The 14,925-nt window shown below is 70.7% G+C and carries 16 protein-coding genes and 1 tRNA gene; 5 read left to right on the top strand and 12 right to left on the bottom strand.

Features of this window, described 5'->3' with window-relative positions:
- Nucleotides 1–133: 133 nt before the first annotated feature.
- Nucleotides 134–1,249, bottom strand: coding sequence for a DMT family transporter (locus IEX37_RS12940; protein ID WP_188756700.1), 1,116 nt, complete (start codon nt 1,247–1,249; stop codon nt 134–136).
- 44 nt (nt 1,250–1,293) lie between these two features.
- Between IEX37_RS12940 and def the strand changes: the two genes are divergently transcribed.
- Together def and IEX37_RS12930 are read left to right on the top strand one after the other, a co-directional pair.
- A complete protein-coding gene (gene def / locus IEX37_RS12935; protein ID WP_188756691.1) occupies nt 1,294–1,860 on the top strand; it encodes a peptide deformylase in 567 nt (188 codons plus the stop codon).
- Between the two features lies 1 nt (nt 1,861).
- A complete protein-coding gene (locus IEX37_RS12930) occupies nt 1,862–2,404 on the top strand; it encodes a septum formation family protein (protein WP_188756690.1) in 543 nt (180 codons plus the stop codon).
- 19 nt (nt 2,405–2,423) lie between these two features.
- Here the strand turns inward: IEX37_RS12930 and IEX37_RS12925 are convergent, their stop codons facing one another.
- Nucleotides 2,424–2,924, bottom strand: coding sequence for a pyridoxamine 5'-phosphate oxidase family protein (locus tag IEX37_RS12925; RefSeq protein WP_188756689.1), 501 nt, complete (start codon nt 2,922–2,924; stop codon nt 2,424–2,426).
- Nucleotides 2,925–3,133: 209 nt separating this feature from the next.
- On the opposite strand from IEX37_RS12925, the gene IEX37_RS12920 reads away from it, so the two are divergent.
- The gene (locus IEX37_RS12920; protein WP_188756688.1) at nt 3,134–4,339 is read left to right on the top strand and encodes an MFS transporter; all 1,206 of its coding nucleotides are present in this window, start codon (nt 3,134–3,136) and stop codon (nt 4,337–4,339) included.
- A 54-nt stretch (nt 4,340–4,393) separates the two neighbouring features.
- Here IEX37_RS12920 and IEX37_RS12915 read toward each other — a convergent pair whose 3' ends face one another.
- A complete protein-coding gene (locus IEX37_RS12915) occupies nt 4,394–5,146 on the bottom strand; it encodes an SDR family NAD(P)-dependent oxidoreductase (RefSeq protein ID WP_188756687.1) in 753 nt (250 codons plus the stop codon).
- Nucleotides 5,147–5,312: 166 nt separating this feature from the next.
- Here IEX37_RS12915 and IEX37_RS12910 point away from each other — a divergent pair, with 166 nt between their 5' ends.
- The gene (locus IEX37_RS12910) at nt 5,313–5,957 is read left to right on the top strand and encodes a CinA family protein (RefSeq protein ID WP_188756686.1); all 645 of its coding nucleotides are present in this window, start codon (nt 5,313–5,315) and stop codon (nt 5,955–5,957) included.
- Here the strand turns inward: IEX37_RS12910 and IEX37_RS12905 are convergent.
- The 6 genes from IEX37_RS12905 to dusB form a co-directional block, all read right to left on the bottom strand.
- A complete protein-coding gene (locus IEX37_RS12905) occupies nt 5,844–6,575 on the bottom strand; it encodes an NYN domain-containing protein (RefSeq protein ID WP_188756685.1) in 732 nt (243 codons plus the stop codon). The two genes, IEX37_RS12910 and IEX37_RS12905, sit on opposite strands and share 114 nt — an antisense overlap.
- 140 nt (nt 6,576–6,715) lie before the next feature.
- Nucleotides 6,716–6,788: transfer RNA gene (locus IEX37_RS12900), tRNA-Asn, on the bottom strand.
- Nucleotides 6,789–6,842: 54 nt separating this feature from the next.
- On the bottom strand, nt 6,843–7,622 hold the full coding sequence (locus IEX37_RS12895; RefSeq protein ID WP_188756684.1) for an ATP-binding cassette domain-containing protein: 780 nt from the start codon (nt 7,620–7,622) through the stop codon (nt 6,843–6,845).
- A gap of 55 nt (nt 7,623–7,677) precedes the next feature.
- Nucleotides 7,678–9,570 (bottom strand): DNA primase, encoded by a 1,893-nt coding sequence (gene dnaG / locus IEX37_RS12890; RefSeq protein WP_188756683.1) that lies wholly within the window; start codon nt 9,568–9,570, stop codon nt 7,678–7,680.
- On the bottom strand, nt 9,570–10,958 hold the full coding sequence (locus IEX37_RS12885; RefSeq protein WP_188756682.1) for a deoxyguanosinetriphosphate triphosphohydrolase: 1,389 nt from the start codon (nt 10,956–10,958) through the stop codon (nt 9,570–9,572). The genes dnaG and IEX37_RS12885 overlap by 1 nt, the downstream gene beginning before the upstream one ends.
- The gene (gene dusB, locus IEX37_RS12880) at nt 10,948–12,102 is read right to left on the bottom strand and encodes a tRNA dihydrouridine synthase DusB (RefSeq protein ID WP_188756681.1); all 1,155 of its coding nucleotides are present in this window, start codon (nt 12,100–12,102) and stop codon (nt 10,948–10,950) included. The genes IEX37_RS12885 and dusB overlap by 11 nt, the downstream gene beginning before the upstream one ends.
- Nucleotides 12,103–12,158: 56 nt before the next feature.
- On the opposite strand from dusB, the gene IEX37_RS12875 reads away from it, so the two are divergent.
- On the top strand, nt 12,159–12,659 hold the full coding sequence (locus IEX37_RS12875) for a glutathione peroxidase (protein WP_188756680.1): 501 nt from the start codon (nt 12,159–12,161) through the stop codon (nt 12,657–12,659).
- Between the two features lie 3 nt (nt 12,660–12,662).
- Here IEX37_RS12875 and IEX37_RS12870 read toward each other — a convergent pair whose 3' ends face one another.
- Genes IEX37_RS12870 through recO form a run of 3 tightly spaced genes read right to left on the bottom strand, consistent with a single transcriptional unit; the run spans nt 12,663 to nt 14,925 of the window.
- The gene (locus tag IEX37_RS12870) at nt 12,663–13,346 is read right to left on the bottom strand and encodes a DsbA family oxidoreductase (protein WP_188756679.1); all 684 of its coding nucleotides are present in this window, start codon (nt 13,344–13,346) and stop codon (nt 12,663–12,665) included.
- Between the two features lie 38 nt (nt 13,347–13,384).
- Complete coding sequence (locus tag IEX37_RS12865) at nt 13,385–14,185, bottom strand: isoprenyl transferase (protein WP_188756678.1); 801 nt, start codon at nt 14,183–14,185, stop codon at nt 13,385–13,387.
- Nucleotides 14,182–14,925, bottom strand: a complete 744-nt coding sequence (gene recO, locus IEX37_RS12860) for a DNA repair protein RecO (protein ID WP_188756677.1) — start codon at nt 14,923–14,925, stop codon at nt 14,182–14,184. Before recO ends, IEX37_RS12865 begins: the two co-directional genes overlap by 4 nt.

Below are 14,925 nucleotides of genomic sequence, written 5' to 3'. Positions count from 1 at the left end.
CACTTCTACAATCACCACAGGCGCCACTCCGCCATCGGAGCCCCGCCCATCAGCAGACTCAACAACCTACCTGGACACCACACCTAGGTCGTGTCCGGCGAATGAGGTTCAGCGCGAACGGCGGCGCGCGAACTCAACGACCGGCGGGAGCTCCGTCGTCCCCGTCGCGCGGCGGCGCGCTGCGCCGCTTCAGGAGATCCTCCGGATCCTTGAGCTGGCGGAGCCGGTCGAGTGCGGTGATCGTGGCCGGGTCGGCCGGCATGCTCTCGGGCGGCAGCGCGCCGCCACCGCGCGCGATCGCGATCTTCTGGCTCTCGCTCACCACCTGCGGGTGGTGCTTGGCCAACAGGAAGACGCCGTAGGAGGCGATCCCGCCGGCCACGACGAACACCACGATCGCCCACAGCGGAGCGTTCGACGCCTCGCCCAGCACGATCGCCGCGATCAGGACGGCCACGATCGGATCGATCACCGTCAACCCCGCGATCACGAGGTCCGGCGGCCCCGAGGAGTACGCCGTCTGGACGAAGTAGCCGCCCGCGATCGCCCCGGCGACCAGCGCGATCACGCACACGACCGTGATCCACTCGAACTCCCCCGCCTGGATGCGCTTGATGACGACCTTGGCGAGCGTCGCGACGAACCCGTAGAGGACCCCGGCGGCCGTGATGTAGAACAGCGCGCCCATGCGGCGGCGCAGCATCACCCAGGCCCCGCCGAGCAGGATGATGACCACGAGCAGGATCGCGAGCACGGTGAACAGCTCATAGTCGGATACCGGCTGCTCGGTGGCGAAGATCGCCGCGACGATCACGAAGATGAAGATCCCTCCCACGCACAGCACGATCGAGATGAGCGAGTTGCGCGTGGGCAGATGCCCCGAGACCTGCGCGTTCAGCAGGGTCGTGATGACGAGGGAGACGGCGCCGAGGGGCTGCACGACGATGAGCGGCGCGACCGCGATGGCGCTCAGCTGACAGATGATGGCGACGCCGAGCAGCACCGTCCCGATGATCCATGAGGGACGCGAGAGCAGTCGGACCAGGTGGGACGCCCCGAGCCCGGTCACCCCGGTGGCGCCGGAGAGCTGCTCGACCTTGCGGACGCCGCGGCTCTGGTACTGCGCGCCGAGCGACATGAAGACGGCCCCGGCGAGGGCGAGCGGGATGCCCAGCAGCAGGCCGGGGTTCTGGAATGCACCGACGAGCTGCTCGCCGACTTCCTCCGCGCCGCCCAGCGTCTCCCAGATCACCCTCCGAGGGTAGCGGCCGTCCCCCGCACTACGCTGGAGGCATGGCCGTGCTCCCGATCCGCATCATGGGCGATCCCGTGCTCCACGCCCCCGCGGCGCCTGTCGAGGAGATCACGGACGAGATCCGCACGCTGGTCTCCGACATGTTCGAGACCATGGATGCCGCGCCCGGCGTGGGACTTGCGGCGCCGCAGGTCGGCGTGCCGCTGCGCATCTTCACCTATTCCTACGAGGACGAGGACGGGCAGCCCTGGCGTGGCGTGGTGATCAACCCCGAACTGTGGATGACTCCGCCGGTGCCGGGCGAGCCCGACGAGGACGAGGAGTCGGAGGGCTGCCTGTCCTTCCCCGGCGAGCGGTTCCCGCTGCGCCGCGCGGAGCACGTCCGCGTGGTGGGTGTGGATCTCGACGGCGGGCCCGTGAGCATCGAGGTGGACGGCTGGCGGGCGCGCATCATGCAGCACGAGTTCGACCACCTCGACGGCATCCTGTATGTGGACCGGCTCGGCGCATCGGACGCCAAGCTGGCGCAGAAGATCGCCCGTAAGCGCGGGTGGGGACGCCCCGGAGCGAGCTGGATGCCCGGCGTCGACGACCTGGAAGGGTGACATGACCACGGCACCGACGGCTCGCCGCATCGCGGCGGCGGGCGCCTCTCTCGCGCTGATCGGCGCGCTGGGCGGCTGCGCCGGCATCGGCGGTCTGCTCTCGGGCAGCGGCCAGCCGCAGCGGGACGACGACACGGGCGAGATCACCCAGCCCGGCGACGTCGACGTCTTCTCGCTCGAGGTGGGCGACTGCCTCAATCTCTCGGACGAGACCGAGGTCTTCAGCGCCGCGGTGGTTCCCTGCTCAGACCCGCACACGGGTGAGATTTACCACGCGTTCGACCTCGCGGGGGATGAGTGGCCGGGAGATGCGGCGGTCAGCACCGCCGCCGACGCGGGGTGCTACCAGGCGTTCGAGGAGTTCACCGGCGTCGCCTATGGCGAAGAGGACTCCCTGCTGGCCTACGACTTTTTCGCCCCCGTTGAGGACGGATGGAACGACCCCGACCTGCGGGATCGTCTCATCCAGTGTGTCGTGTACAAACGCGACGGACGCGGCGGGGTGGCGGAGGTCACCGGCTCGCTGGAGGGCGCCGCGCGCTGACGGCCCCCGCCCCGAAGTCCTAGAGCTCGACCGTGCGGTTCTCCCCCACGTCAGGCTGGCCGCCTGTCACGGTCGCCTTCGCGATCTTGAACGCGGAGACGATGCGCGGCTCGTCGGTCGCCCAGAACTCGGCCGACTCCGCGCGCACACGGATCAGCGCGATGCTCGGATCCTCGCGTCCCTCGGGGAACCAGGCCTCGACCGCGGGGCTCCAGTACTCGTCGATCTTCGAGCGGTCGTGGACGATCTCGGCCGTCCCCGCGACGGACAGGTAGCCCTTGTTCGACTCGAACGCCACGTTGACCGCGGGGTGGGCCACGATGTCATCGACCTTCTCGCTCGGATTCTGCGTATAGAACCAGAGGTCGCCGTCGAACTCGACGTCCTGGGCCGCGAGGGGGCGGCTGTGAAGCTGTCCGTCCCGGCTCACCGTGGTCAGGAGACCGATGCGAGCCGCCTTCACGATCTTGGTGATGGTCTCGAGGTCGTCGTCCGTGGCCTGCGGAATGTGGTGCGTCATGTTCATTCCCTCTCGCTGGATGTCTTGCGGGGAACGTTACGCACCGCACAGCTCGCCCGACAGTGTGTTGACAGCGGCGACGGCGGGTGGCACGGGCAGGGACTCTCGTGGCGGCTGCCGCGGCCGCGCCACGATTTGGCCCGTGGATCGCACGGCGTTAGCTTTCGCTCATGAGCGCGCGGGGTGAGACGGGCGGGAGGGGCGGTCGCATGAGCCCGCCGCTGCGCCGCGCGCGCCTCGCCGTGGTCGGCGCGTTTCTGCTCAACGGGTTTCTGCTCGCCACCTGGGTCGTGAACATCCCCGTGGTACAGGAGCGCACCGGCGTCTCCCACTCCGTGCTCGGCAGTCTGTTGTTGCTTCTGGGACTGGGGTCCTTCCTGTCGATGCAGGCCACGGGCTGGGCGGTGGACCGCTTCGGCAGCCGCGCCGCCACGATTGCGGGCGCCGTGCTGCTCATCGCCGCCATTCCGACTCCGGTGTTCGCCGCCGATGCCTTCGCGCTCGGCGCGGCCGCGTTCGCGATCGGGATCGGCAATGGCGCCCTCGACGTCGCCATGAACGCCCACGCCGTCGAAGTCGAGCGCCGCTACGAGCGCCCGATCATGTCCAGCTTCCACGCCTTCTTCTCCGTGGGCGGCGCGATCGGGGCGGGTTACGCGGCGGTCGCGCATGCGCTCGGGTGGGACCTCTGGCTGCTGCTGACCGTCGCTGCGGCTCTCGCGCTCGCGCTGGGTGCAGGAACCCTCCCCGGGCTGCTGCGCGGAACGCACATCCGCGAGCCCGCGACACCGACCGAGGACGCCGCCGTCCCCGCCGCACCCGATGCGCCGGCCGCGCGGTCCCCCGTCGCCGCTCGTGCCATCGCGTTGGGCGCGCTCGCGTTCCTTCTGATGCTCGCCGAGGGCGTCGCCGCCGATTGGAGCGCGGTCCACGCCCGCGAGCACCTGGGGCAGCCCGAGGCGATGGCCGCGCTCGCCTACGCCGCCTTCGCGGTCGCCATGACGACCGGGCGCTTCGTCGCCGACCGCGTTTCGGCGCGCGTGGGCCCGGTGGCCGTCGTGCGCTACGGCGCCTTCGGCGCGGCCGCCGGCCTCACGATCGTCACGCTCTCCCCCGTCCTGCCGCTGACGTTGGCCGGCTGGATCGTCTTCGGGCTGGGGCTGTCGGGTGCCGTGCCGCAGATCTTCACGGCCGCGGGCGCCCTCGCGACCACGGGTGGCGGGGTTCTCCTCTCCCGCATCGTCGGCGCCGGCTACATCGGACTCCTGGCCGGCCCCGCCGTCATCGGCCCCCTCGCGGACGCAGTCACCGTGACCCTGGCGTTCCTGCTCCCCGCGGCGCTGTGCGTCGCGGCCGGGATCCTCGCTTCCGTCGTGGGTCCGCGCCCGCACGACCCCCCACGGCCCACGATCTGACACGGCGTGCATCCGCGGGGCGCCCCAGCCCCCACGATTCGACGGGCCCCGGGCTCAGACCGCGGTGTAGCCCCCGTCGACCAGGTAGTACGCGCCCGTGATGAACGACGCGTCGTCCGACAGCAGGAAGCGCACGATACTCGAGACCTCCTCGGGTCGCCCGAGACGACCCAGCGGGTGCTTGCTGCGCAGCACCTCGAACGCCTCGTCGGGCAGGCCGGCCAGAAGCGGCGTCTCGATGTAGCCGGGGCCGACCGCGTTGATACGAAGCCCCTGCGGCCCGTACTCCGCGGCGGCGTTGCGGGTCACTCCCACGACGCCGTGCTTCGCGGCGGTGTAGGCCGAGTTTCCGATCGCAGCGACCGCGCCGTGGATGGAGGCCATGTTGACGATGGCGCTGTCCTGTGCCCCGGCGTCGAGCATCGCGGGGATCTGATAGCGCATCCCGTACAGCACGCCGTTGAGGTTGATGTCGATGACGCGGTTCCAGTCGTCGATGTCCACGTCCCCCGTGGGCGCCTGCCGGCCGCCGATTCCCGCGTTGTTGACGGCGTAGTTGAGCTTGCCGTACGTCTCGACGGCGAACGCCACCGACTTCTCGCTGTCCTCGGGCGCGGCGGTGTCCGCCCGGAAGGCCACGCCCTCTCCGCCGGCCTCGCCGATCTCGTCCGCGACACGCTGCGCCGCGTCGAGGGCGATGTCGCTGACGACGACCTTCGCGCCCGCGGCGGCCAGTTCCTTCGCGATCGCCTCGCCGATCCCCGATCCGCCGCCCGTGACCAGCGCGACCTTTCCCTCGAACGTCATGTCTGACTCCCCTCTGGAACGTTTCCGGAACGACGGGACCGTCTGAGACGGGCCCCTCCGACCACTCTTGCCGGAGCCGGGTGCGCGGGCAAGGCCTCCCACTGCGCGGGCATGCCGAATGCGGTTCCGTCGGCCTCGCCGCAACCCGCTGTGAAAGGCTGGGGGCGTGAAGAACCCCATCGACCCCCTGGCCGAAGCGGCACGCCAGAACGGGCTGACCGTCGCCGTCGCCGAGTCGCTCACGTCCGGACTGCTCGCCAGCGAGGTCGGAAAGGGCGCTGGCGCGGGCGACTGGTTCTCCGGGGGCGTCGTGGCGTACCGCATGCCGGTCAAGACGCACGTCCTGGGTGTGCCCGAAGACGTCGACCCCGCCTCTGCGGCCTGCGCGACAGCGCTCGCGACGGGCGTTCGCGCGCTCCTCGGCACCGATATCGCGGTCTCCACCACCGGCGTCGGCGGCCCCGAGCCCGACGGCGAGCATCCCGCCGGCACCGTGCACATCGGCTGGGCGACCTCGACCGGTTCCGGCGCGCACCACTTCCAGTTCGATGGCGACCCCGAAGAAGTCCTCCGGGCGACGGTCGAACAGGCGCTGGACGTGCTCACCCGCCTCGCCCGCGCCGAGACCGACGGGGGATGCTGGAGCAAAGAAAAGACCCGCCCTCACGAAGGATGGCGGGTTGGTGAGAGCAGACTATCACCAGGTCGATGGCTTCGCAATGCCGGCGACAGGGTTGGGAAGCTGCGCGGCGAGGATGTCGGCAGTCCTGATGGTGCCCCACCAGTGACCACCGACGCCGTCGGTCGGTGAACCCTTCAAAGCACCGGCCACAGCGTTCGTGCCCGGGTTGAGTACACCCACTGGCACATGTGCTCGCGCCATCTTGATGGGCAGGCCGAGGTCCGAATCGTTAGAGATGACAATGGCCGCCTGAACGGCGCCTGTCAGAACATCATTGAGCAGGTGCGCCGCGACGTTGACGTCCGAACCCTTCTCTTCCCGCTTCCTGACGGTCGCGAGCAACCGCGCATCATCGGAAGTGCGACGGATGCGCAGGCTGGCGGACCAAGACTCGCTACTTGTTTGGTCGCGCAGAAGCGTCGGGTTCTTGGTGCCAGGGCCCTCAACAGTCATCGCCGACTCCTTCGCCCAGGAGTTGAAATACCCCAGCTCGATGTGGTCGACGGAACCGCTCTGCGCCAGGGCGGCGAGGTAATGCTGCTGGCGTTGCGTCTGTGCCTGGTCATCGGGGTCATTCACCTTTGCCGTGCAGTAGACGACGCGGCTCACGGTCGCACCCGGCCAGCCCGCACGCGCTGTTGCGAGCGCACGCAGGTCAATCCACTTCCAGTCGCGAGCTACGGGACCAAACTGGCGCGTTAGGCCGTAGTACAGGTTGAAGCCGTCGATGTACACGCCCACGTTCATGCGCCTGAGCGTACTGGTATGAGCGGACACCGACGTGACGTGGTCAAGTCCCGTGGCGTGGTGTCACTTCGGTTGTTGCCGTGGTGGACGGGGTCAGCTGACAAAGGGAAAGGGCCCGTCTTTCGACGGGCCCTTCTCCGCTCCCCGGCTTGGACTCGAACCAAGAACCTGCCGGTTAACAGCCGGCTGCTCTGCCAATTGAGCTACCGAGGATCGCTCCCCCGCTGCGCGGGGCAACCCCACAATCTTAGCAAAGCGTCAGGGTGCTCACGACACGTCGCCGGGGGCGGGCGTGTCGGGGGTCCAGAGCACCTCGCCGTCGGCCGTCTGTGCCACGACGTGCCCGCCGTGGAGGTGAAGTCGCGCCGCGCTGAGCTCGCGGATGAAGGACTCCTCGTTGGTGACGAGCATCGCCGCCATGTTCCACTCGCGCCGGCGGCGCTGGATGGCGTCGAACACGACGTGGCGCACCTCGAGGTCGATGTTGGCGAGGGGCTCGTCCGCGATGAGCACGCGCGGGTCGAGCACGAGCGCTCGCGCGAACGCGACCCGCTGCCGCATTCCCGCGCTGAGCTCGAAGGGGAACTTGTCTGCGGCTCCGAGCGGCAGGTGCATCTCGTCGAGCAGGGCCGCCACCCGGACGGCCACGGCGCGGCTGTTGACGCGCCGGTCCCGCGAGGTGATGGGCTCCGCGATGGTCTCCCCGACCGTCAGGCGCGCCGGAAGGTCCGCCCCCGCCCCCTGGGGAAGGTAGCCGACGCGATACGTCAGCACGCGACGGGCGCGGCCCCGGCGGTGCACCGAGATGCCGCACACGCGGGCGTCGCCGCCGATCACCGCGAGCGAGTCGTCCGTGACGCCGGCGAGCACGGCGGCGAGGCTCGACTTGCCGGCTCCCGTAGGACCGGAGACGCACAGCGTCTCCCCCGCGGGAAGCGTGAAGGTCACGCCGTCGACAGCCCGCGTCTCGGGTCCGTGGCCCCGGCGCCCCACGCTCAGGTCGTCGCAGACGACGGCGTTGACGGGGTCATCGGGGACACGCAGCATGTCCCCATCCTGCATGGCTACCCGGGGAGGAACCTCCAACCGGGCCGGGCGAGGGTCATTCCTCGTCGATGAGGCGGCGGCGCTCCGCGTCCAGGTCCCGCAACCTCACCCGCAGTGCGCGTCCCTCATCGGAGGAGGGCGAGGCGCGCTGCACGGCGGAGAGCAGCTCACGCTTCTCCTGATCGAGCGCGCGCAGCACCAGGCGCCGGCAGATGTCGGCGACCGACGCCAGCGCGTGCTCCTCGTCGCGCGCGGGGAACTCGCGGGCGAGCAGTTCGCCCGCCAGCTGGCGGTACGGCTCTCTGACGCCCTCGATCACGGCGAGCGACCAGCCGGGCCGCGTGCGGTCCGCCGCCTCGGCGACGCGTGCCCGCACCACCTCGAGCGCGGGATGCCGGAACGGCAGCGCGATGGCACGCGTAAGGAGATCCGGATCCACGCGATGCCCGTACTGCAGCACGCCGGTCAGGGCGTCCCGTTCCAGCGCGACGTCGCTGGTGCGCGGCAGCGTGGCGAGCGTGACGCGCTGCACCGCGGGCGCGGCGCCGTCCGGGGCGCCCGCGCCGGGCGCGTCCGTGCCGGGCATGGGGCGAGGCGGCCTCCGGCCGCCTCCGGCTTCGCCGGCGCGGCGCGCGGCCTGCTCGACGGCGGCATGGACGTCGCGGGGCTCCATGCCGAGCTTGCGCGCCAGCACCCGCTCGTACCCCGCCCGCACCATGCGGTCGCGGATCGCGGCGACGATCGGAGCGGCGGAGCGGAGCGCCCCGATGCCGCCCTCGACGCTCGCGAGGTCGAACCCCGCGATGCGGCGGTCGATCACGAACTCGAACATCGGCACCTTGTGGTCGAGGAGACTGCGCACGGCGCCGTCGCCGCGGCGAAGGCGGAGATCGCACGGGTCGAGTCCGTCGGGGGCGACCGCCACGTACGTCTGGGCGTTGAAGCGGCCCTCCTCGGCGAACGCCCGGATCGCGGCCTTCTGACCCGCCTCGTCGCCATCGAACGTGAAGACGACCTCGCCGGACGAGGAGTCGTCGCCCATGATGCGGCGCAGCACCGTCACGTGCTCAGGACCGAACGACGTGCCGCAGGTCGCGATCGCGGTCGTGACGCCCGCGAGGTGGCACGCCATGACGTCCGTGTAACCCTCGACCACGACCACGCGCTTCGGGTCCCCCCGCGCGATGTCGCGCTTGGCCAGGTCCAGCCCGTAGAGCACCTGCGCCTTCTTGTACACGGGCGTCTCGGGGGTGTTGAGGTACTTCGGGCCCGGATCGTCCTCGTACAGCTTGCGGGCGCCGAACCCGATCGTCTGCCCCGTGACGTCGCGGATCGGCCAGATGAGGCGTCCCCGGAACCGGTCGTACACCCCGCCGCGCTGGCCGGCCGACACCAGGCCCGCCGCGGTCAGCTCATCCCGGCTGAATCCCTGCGCCGTCAGGGCCTTGATCAGGCCGTCCCACCCCTGGGGCGCGTAGCCCACGCCGAAGTGCGCCGCGGCGCCGGCGTCGAAGCCGCGCTCGCCGAGGAAGCGCCGCGCGGGCTCCGCGTCGGGCGTCATCAACTGCGCGCGGAAGAACTCCGCCGCCGCCGCGTTCGCCGCCAGCAGGCGCGACCGTCCGCTCGTCTCCGGCGCCGGGCCTCCGTCCTCGTACTGGAGCGTGTAGCCGACGCGGGCGGCGAGGCGCTCGACCGCCTCCGTGAAGCTGACGTGATCCATCTCCCGAAGGAACGTGTACACGTCGCCCGACTCACCGCATCCGAAGCAGTGGTAGTAACCCTGCTGAGGACGCACGTGGAAGCTCGGCGTCTTCTCGTCATGGAAGGGGCACAGGCCCTTCATCGACCCGATGCCCGCCGACCGCAGCGCCACCCGCTCGCCGATGACGTCGGCGATGTTGGTGCGGGCCTTGACCTCCTCGACGTCGGCTTGCCGGATGCGCGGCATCAGGAGACACCGACGTCCACGGGACGGACGCCTCCCGCGACGGCCCGCACGGGACGCGGGCCGGGCCGCGAGTGGCGCGGCGACCAGATGCCCACCTCCGCCGGATCGATCTCGCCCACCAGCCGGCTGTGCCAGTCGACCGCGGTCTGGTCGGTCAGGCTCGCCACCTGGTCGACCACCACGCGAGCGCGCTGCGCGTCCGTCTCAGCCGAGAGGAAGTCCGCCGCGAAGGCCGGCTCGAGCACGTCGGCCCCGGCCGACCACAGCGCGTCCGTCGACCACAGGGCATCCGCGAGCCGCTTCAGGACGCGGCGCTGCTCCTTGTACACGCCCTTGCGCGCGTCGATCGTCACGATCGCCGAGCCCATGATGCCCTTGAGCACGGCGATCTCGACCTCGATGACGCGGGGCACCACCACGTGGGCGCTGTAGCGCGCGAGCGACGCGCCGGGGTACGCCTCGCGCGTGGCGGCGACAGCGGCGCGCGCGAAGCGCCCGATCAGATCGCTCGTGAGGTTCTTCAGCTTGGCCAGATCCCGGCGCGAGCGGTCGAACGTCCGCGGCCACATCGGCTGGCGCATCAGCCGGTAGAGCCCGTCGGCCAGTTCCTCCCGGCTGTAGTCGTAGCCGACCCACTGCTGGATCCTGCCGATGAGCGGGTGGTGCTCGACCGGATCGGCCAGGCGCGCCAGATCGAGGTAGCCGTTCACGACCGCGTCCTCGAAGTCGTGCACCGAGTAGGCGATGTCGTCCGACAGGTCCATGACCTCCGCCTCGATGCAGCGCAGACGCCCGGGGGCGCCCTCGCGCATCCAGTGGAAGACCTCCTCGTCCTCGGGATAGACCCCGAACTTGAGACGACCGCCCGGATCGGGCAGCGGGCTGTCGACCGTCCACGGATACTTGCACGTCGCGTCGAGGCTCGCGCGCGTGAGGTTGAGCCCCACGGAGTGCTCGCGGTCGTCGAGCACCTTCGCCTCGAGGCGGGTGAGGATCCGCAGCGACTGCGCGTTGCCCTCGAAGCCGCCGATGTGCTCGGCCCACTCGTTGAGCGCCCGCTCGCCGTTGTGACCGAACGGCGGATGTCCCAGATCGTGGCTCAGGCACGCCGTGTCGACCACGTCCGCCGACAGGCCGAGCGCGATCGCGAGCTCCCGTCCCACCTGCGCCACCTCGAGCGAGTGCGTCAGGCGGTTGCGCGCGAAGTCGGCCGTGCTCGCCGGGCTCAGCACCTGCGTCTTCGCCGCCAGGCGGCGCAGCGCGGCGGAGTGCAGCACGCGGGCACGGTCCCGCGCGAAGTCGTCGCGCTCCGAGCGGTGCCGCTCCGCGTAGAAGCGCTCGGCGTCGGCCTCACCGTACCCGGCGGGCCGCGTCCGTTCAGCCGCCACTGGTGTCCAACTCCGCTCCCTGGAGCTCGCAGCTCGCGTCCTCCCCGATCTCCCTCGAGTCAAGCCAGCCCTGGGGCAGGACTGGGCGCTTGGGCGAGCCGGCCCGGCCGCGCTGTCCTTCGGCCGCCACTCCCGGATAGGGCGCGTCGTGGTCGAGTCGCGCGAGCAGGTCGTCGATCTCGGCCAGGCTCGACGCGGTGGCGAGGCTGGCGCGCAGGTCGCCGCCCACGGGATAGCCCTTGAAGTACCAGGCGACGTGCTTGCGGATGTCGCGGCAGCCGCGGTCCTCGTCCTCGAAGAACTCCACGAGCAGCTCCGCGTGGCGGCGGAAGGCCTGCGCCACGAATCCGAGCGTCGCGTCCACCGCGGGTGCTTCGGCGCCGAAGGCCGCGGCCAGCTCGCCGAACAGCCACGGGCGGCCGAGGCAGCCGCGGCCGACGACGACGCCGTCGCAACCGGTCTCGTCCATCATCCGCACGGCGTCGGCGGCGCTCCAGATGTCGCCGTTGCCGAGCACCGGGATGCTCGTGACCGCTTCCTTCAGCCGGCCGATCGCCGACCAATCGGCCGTGCCCGAGTAGAACTCCGACGCCGTGCGGGCGTGCAGCGCGACGGCCGCCGCCCCCGCGTCCTCCGCGATGCGGCCCGCGTCCAGGTAGGTGAGATGGTCGGCGTCGATGCCCTTGCGCATCTTCACGGTGACGGGGACGTGGCCGGCCGCCTTCACCGCGCCCGCCACGATGTCCCGGAACAGGCCGAGCTTCCACGGCAGCGCCGAGCCGCCGCCCTTGCGCGTCACCTTCGGCACGGGGCAGCCGAAGTTCAGATCGATGTGGTCAGCCCGGTCCTCCTCCGCGATGATGCGCGCGGCCTCCGCCGTCACGACCGGATCGACTCCGTACAGCTGGATCGATCGCGGCCTCTCGGACTCGTGGTGCCGGATCAGCCGCATCGTCGCGGCGTTGCGCTCGACCAGAGCGCGCGTCGTGATCATCTCGCTGACATACAGCCCGGCGCCGTACTCACGGCACAGGCGGCGGAACGCCGTGTTCGTGATCCCCGCCATGGGCGCGAGAACGACCGGCACGTCGAGATCGATCGTGCCGATGCGGAGCGCCCTTCCCGGGGCCAGGACAGAAGTCACCAGGTCATTCTCCCAGACTCGCCTCGGCGCGAGCCCAACGCGCCTACGCTGTGGACATGAGCGGAAGCGACGAACTCTCCCTGCACGATATCCCCTTCGCGGACGCGAGCGGTGCCGAGAAGCGGCTCGCCGACTTCGAGGGCCCGGTCCTCGTGGTGAACGTGGCGTCCAAGTGCGGCCTGACGCCGCAGTACGAGCAGCTGGAGCAGCTGCAGCGCACATACGCCGATCGCGGCTTCACGGTGCTGGGCTTCCCGTGCAACCAGTTCATGGGGCAGGAGCCCGGATCGATCGAGCAGATCCTCGAGTACTGCGCCACCACCTGGGGCGTCACCTTCCCGGTGGCGGACAAGATCAAGGTCAACGGCTCGCACGCGCATCCCCTCTACAAGGCGCTGAAGAAGACCGAGGACGCCCAGGGGAAGGCCGGTCGCGTCGAGTGGAACTTCGAGAAGTTCCTGGTGCTGCCGGACGGCCAGGTGAAGCGATTCCGACCGAGGCAGAAGCCCGATGACCCGGCGATCGTCGCCGAGATCGAGCGCGCGCTCACCCGCTGAGCGTCAGCCCTCGGTCGCGGCCTCGGCGGCGCGGCGCTCCGACCACACCTGCCGCGCGACCTGCGCGAACGCCTCCGGCGGCTGGGCACCGCTGACGCCGTACTTCCCGTCGATCACGAAGAACGGCACGCCGTTGATCCCGTAGGCACGGGCCTGGGCCTGGTCCTGCCGCACCGCGGGAAGGTAATGGTCGCTCTCGAGGACGGCGCGCGCCGCGTCGCCGTCCAGTCCGACCTCGCTCGCCAGGCCTACGAGGTCGTCGATGCGGCCCACGTGGCCGCCCTCGACGAAGTACGCCGACATCAGGCGCTCGGTCATCTCGACCTGCTTGCCGTGCTCCTTGGCGAAGTGAATGAGCTCGTGCGCCTTGACCGTGTTGGTGTGGTGGACGAGGTCGAAGCGATAGTGCAGCCCCGCCTGCTCGGCGATCTGGGACACCCGCTGGTTCATCTCCCGCGCCTGCTCGCGCGAGATGCCCTTGTGCTGGGCGAGGAAGTCCTCGGACGTGCCCTCGAAGTCGACGGGCGTGTCGGGCGACAGCTCGTAGGAGTGGAACGTCACCTCGACCTGGGGCGCGTCCTCGTCTCCGGCCGCGGCGGCCAGCCCCTTCTCCAGGTTGCGCTTACCGATGTAGCACCACGGGCAGGCGATGTCGCTCCACACGTCGATCTTGATGGCTTCCGTCACGATGGCTCCCAACCGCCCGCGGGCGTCTCCTATTCCCGTCACGCCTTCGGCGCGTCGACCGCGCCGCCGAAGCGCCGCTCGCGTCCCAGGTACAGGTCGATGGCGTGCCACAGGTCCGTGCGGCTGAAGTCCGGCCACAGCGTGTCGAGGAACACCATCTCGGCGTAGGCCGCCTGCCACAGCAGGAAGTTGGACGTGCGCTGCTCGCCGCTGGAGCGCACGAACAGGTCGACGTCCGGCATGTCCGGCACATAGAAGTGACGGCGCAGCGTCCTCTCGGTGATGCCCGAGGGCCTGAGCCGCCCCGCCGCGACGTCCTCCGCGACCGCGCGCACCGCGTCCACGATCTCGTTGCGCCCGCCGTAGTTGATGCACATCGTCAGCGTCAGGCCGTCGTTCCCGGCCGTGAGCTGCTCGGCGAAGCGGAGCTCCTTGATGACCGAGCCCCACAGCCGGGGCGTGCGTCCGGCCCAGCGGATCCGCACGCCCCACTCGTTGAGCTGGTCGCGGCGCCGGTGCAGGACATCCCGGTTGTACCCCATGAGGAACCGCACCTCGTCGGGCGAGCGGCGCCAGTTCTCCGTCGAGAAGGCGTAGACGGACAGATGCCGCACGCCGGCCTGGATGGCCCCCGCGACGACGTCGAGCAGCACCTCCTCCCCCGCCTTGTGCCCCTCGATGCGCGAAAGCCCCCGCCGGTTCGCCCAGCGCCCGTTGCCGTCCATGACGATCGCGACGTGGTGGGGGGCGTCGGCGCCGTAATCGGGCGCCTGCAGACCCGTCCAGTCCAGCGGGCGGTAGGGCACGGCATCGCGATGGGTGTACGGCTTCGGGGTCATCGGGCTCCTCTGGACTGTCGGGAGGACTGGGCCGAGAGCGCGCGGATGCCCCGCTCCATCGTCCACTGCACGTAGGCGGCGACGAAGCCGGATGCCTGCGCGGCGTCGCGGGGCCCGGAGCCGTCGACGATCTCCCAATCGCCGGCGAGCAGCGCGCGCAGCAGCGCGAGGACGGAGGCTCCCGCGGATGCGCTCCCGGCGGGAGCGCACGCCGCGCAGACGACGCCGCCCAGCTGGGCCAGGAGGGCATCGTGCGGCCCCGGCGCGCCGCAGCGCGCGCAGGCGTCGAAAGCCGGCGCCCAGCCCGCGACGGTCAGCGCCCGCAGCAGATACGAATCCATCGTGGCGCGCGCGTCGTGCTCCCCGCGGGAGAGCGAGCGCAACGCGCCGACCAACAGGAAGTACTGGTCGGGCATCGGCTCGTCGTGGGTGAGCCGGTCGGCGGTCTCCACCATCGCGCTCGCAGCCGTGTAGCGGTCGTAGTCCGCGGCGATCGCGGCGCCGTAGGCGCCCAGCGACTCGGCCTGCTGCACGATGTCGAGACTGCGACCCTGATAGAGCTGCACGTCCGCCACCATGAACGGCTCCAGCCGCGCGCCGAACTTCGACGAGGTCCGCCGCACGCCCTTCGCGACCGCCCGCACCTTGCCGTGCCGCCTACTGAGCATCGTGACGATGCGATCGGCCTCGCCCAGCTTGTGGGTGCGCAGCACGACGGCTTCGTCTCGATAGGTGGGCAC

It is taken from the genome of Microbacterium album, assembly GCF_014643695.1.
Classification (GTDB): domain Bacteria; phylum Actinomycetota; class Actinomycetes; order Actinomycetales; family Microbacteriaceae; genus Microbacterium; species Microbacterium album.
This window is presented reverse-complemented; position numbering and strand designations above follow the sequence as displayed.

What these genes read in the sequence shown, in the direction of transcription:
- def (WP_188756691.1), top strand. Translation starts at nt 1,294, where the DNA reads ATGGCCGTGCTCCCGATCCGCATCATGGGCGATCCCGTGCTCCACGCC.
- IEX37_RS12930 (WP_188756690.1), top strand. Translation starts at nt 1,862, where the DNA reads ATGACCACGGCACCGACGGCTCGCCGCATCGCGGCGGCGGGCGCCTCT.
- IEX37_RS12925 (WP_188756689.1), bottom strand. Translation starts at nt 2,924, where the DNA reads ATGACGCACCACATTCCGCAGGCCACGGACGACGACCTCGAGACCATC.
- IEX37_RS12920 (WP_188756688.1), top strand. Translation starts at nt 3,134, where the DNA reads ATGAGCCCGCCGCTGCGCCGCGCGCGCCTCGCCGTGGTCGGCGCGTTT.
- IEX37_RS12915 (WP_188756687.1), bottom strand. Translation starts at nt 5,146, where the DNA reads ATGACGTTCGAGGGAAAGGTCGCGCTGGTCACGGGCGGCGGATCGGGG.
- IEX37_RS12905 (WP_188756685.1), bottom strand. Translation starts at nt 6,575, where the DNA reads ATGAACGTGGGCGTGTACATCGACGGCTTCAACCTGTACTACGGCCTA.
- IEX37_RS12895 (WP_188756684.1), bottom strand. Translation starts at nt 7,622, where the DNA reads ATGCTGCGTGTCCCCGATGACCCCGTCAACGCCGTCGTCTGCGACGAC.
- dnaG (WP_188756683.1), bottom strand. Translation starts at nt 9,570, where the DNA reads ATGCCGCGCATCCGGCAAGCCGACGTCGAGGAGGTCAAGGCCCGCACC.
- IEX37_RS12875 (WP_188756680.1), top strand. Translation starts at nt 12,159, where the DNA reads ATGAGCGGAAGCGACGAACTCTCCCTGCACGATATCCCCTTCGCGGAC.
- IEX37_RS12865 (WP_188756678.1), bottom strand. Translation starts at nt 14,185, where the DNA reads ATGACCCCGAAGCCGTACACCCATCGCGATGCCGTGCCCTACCGCCCG.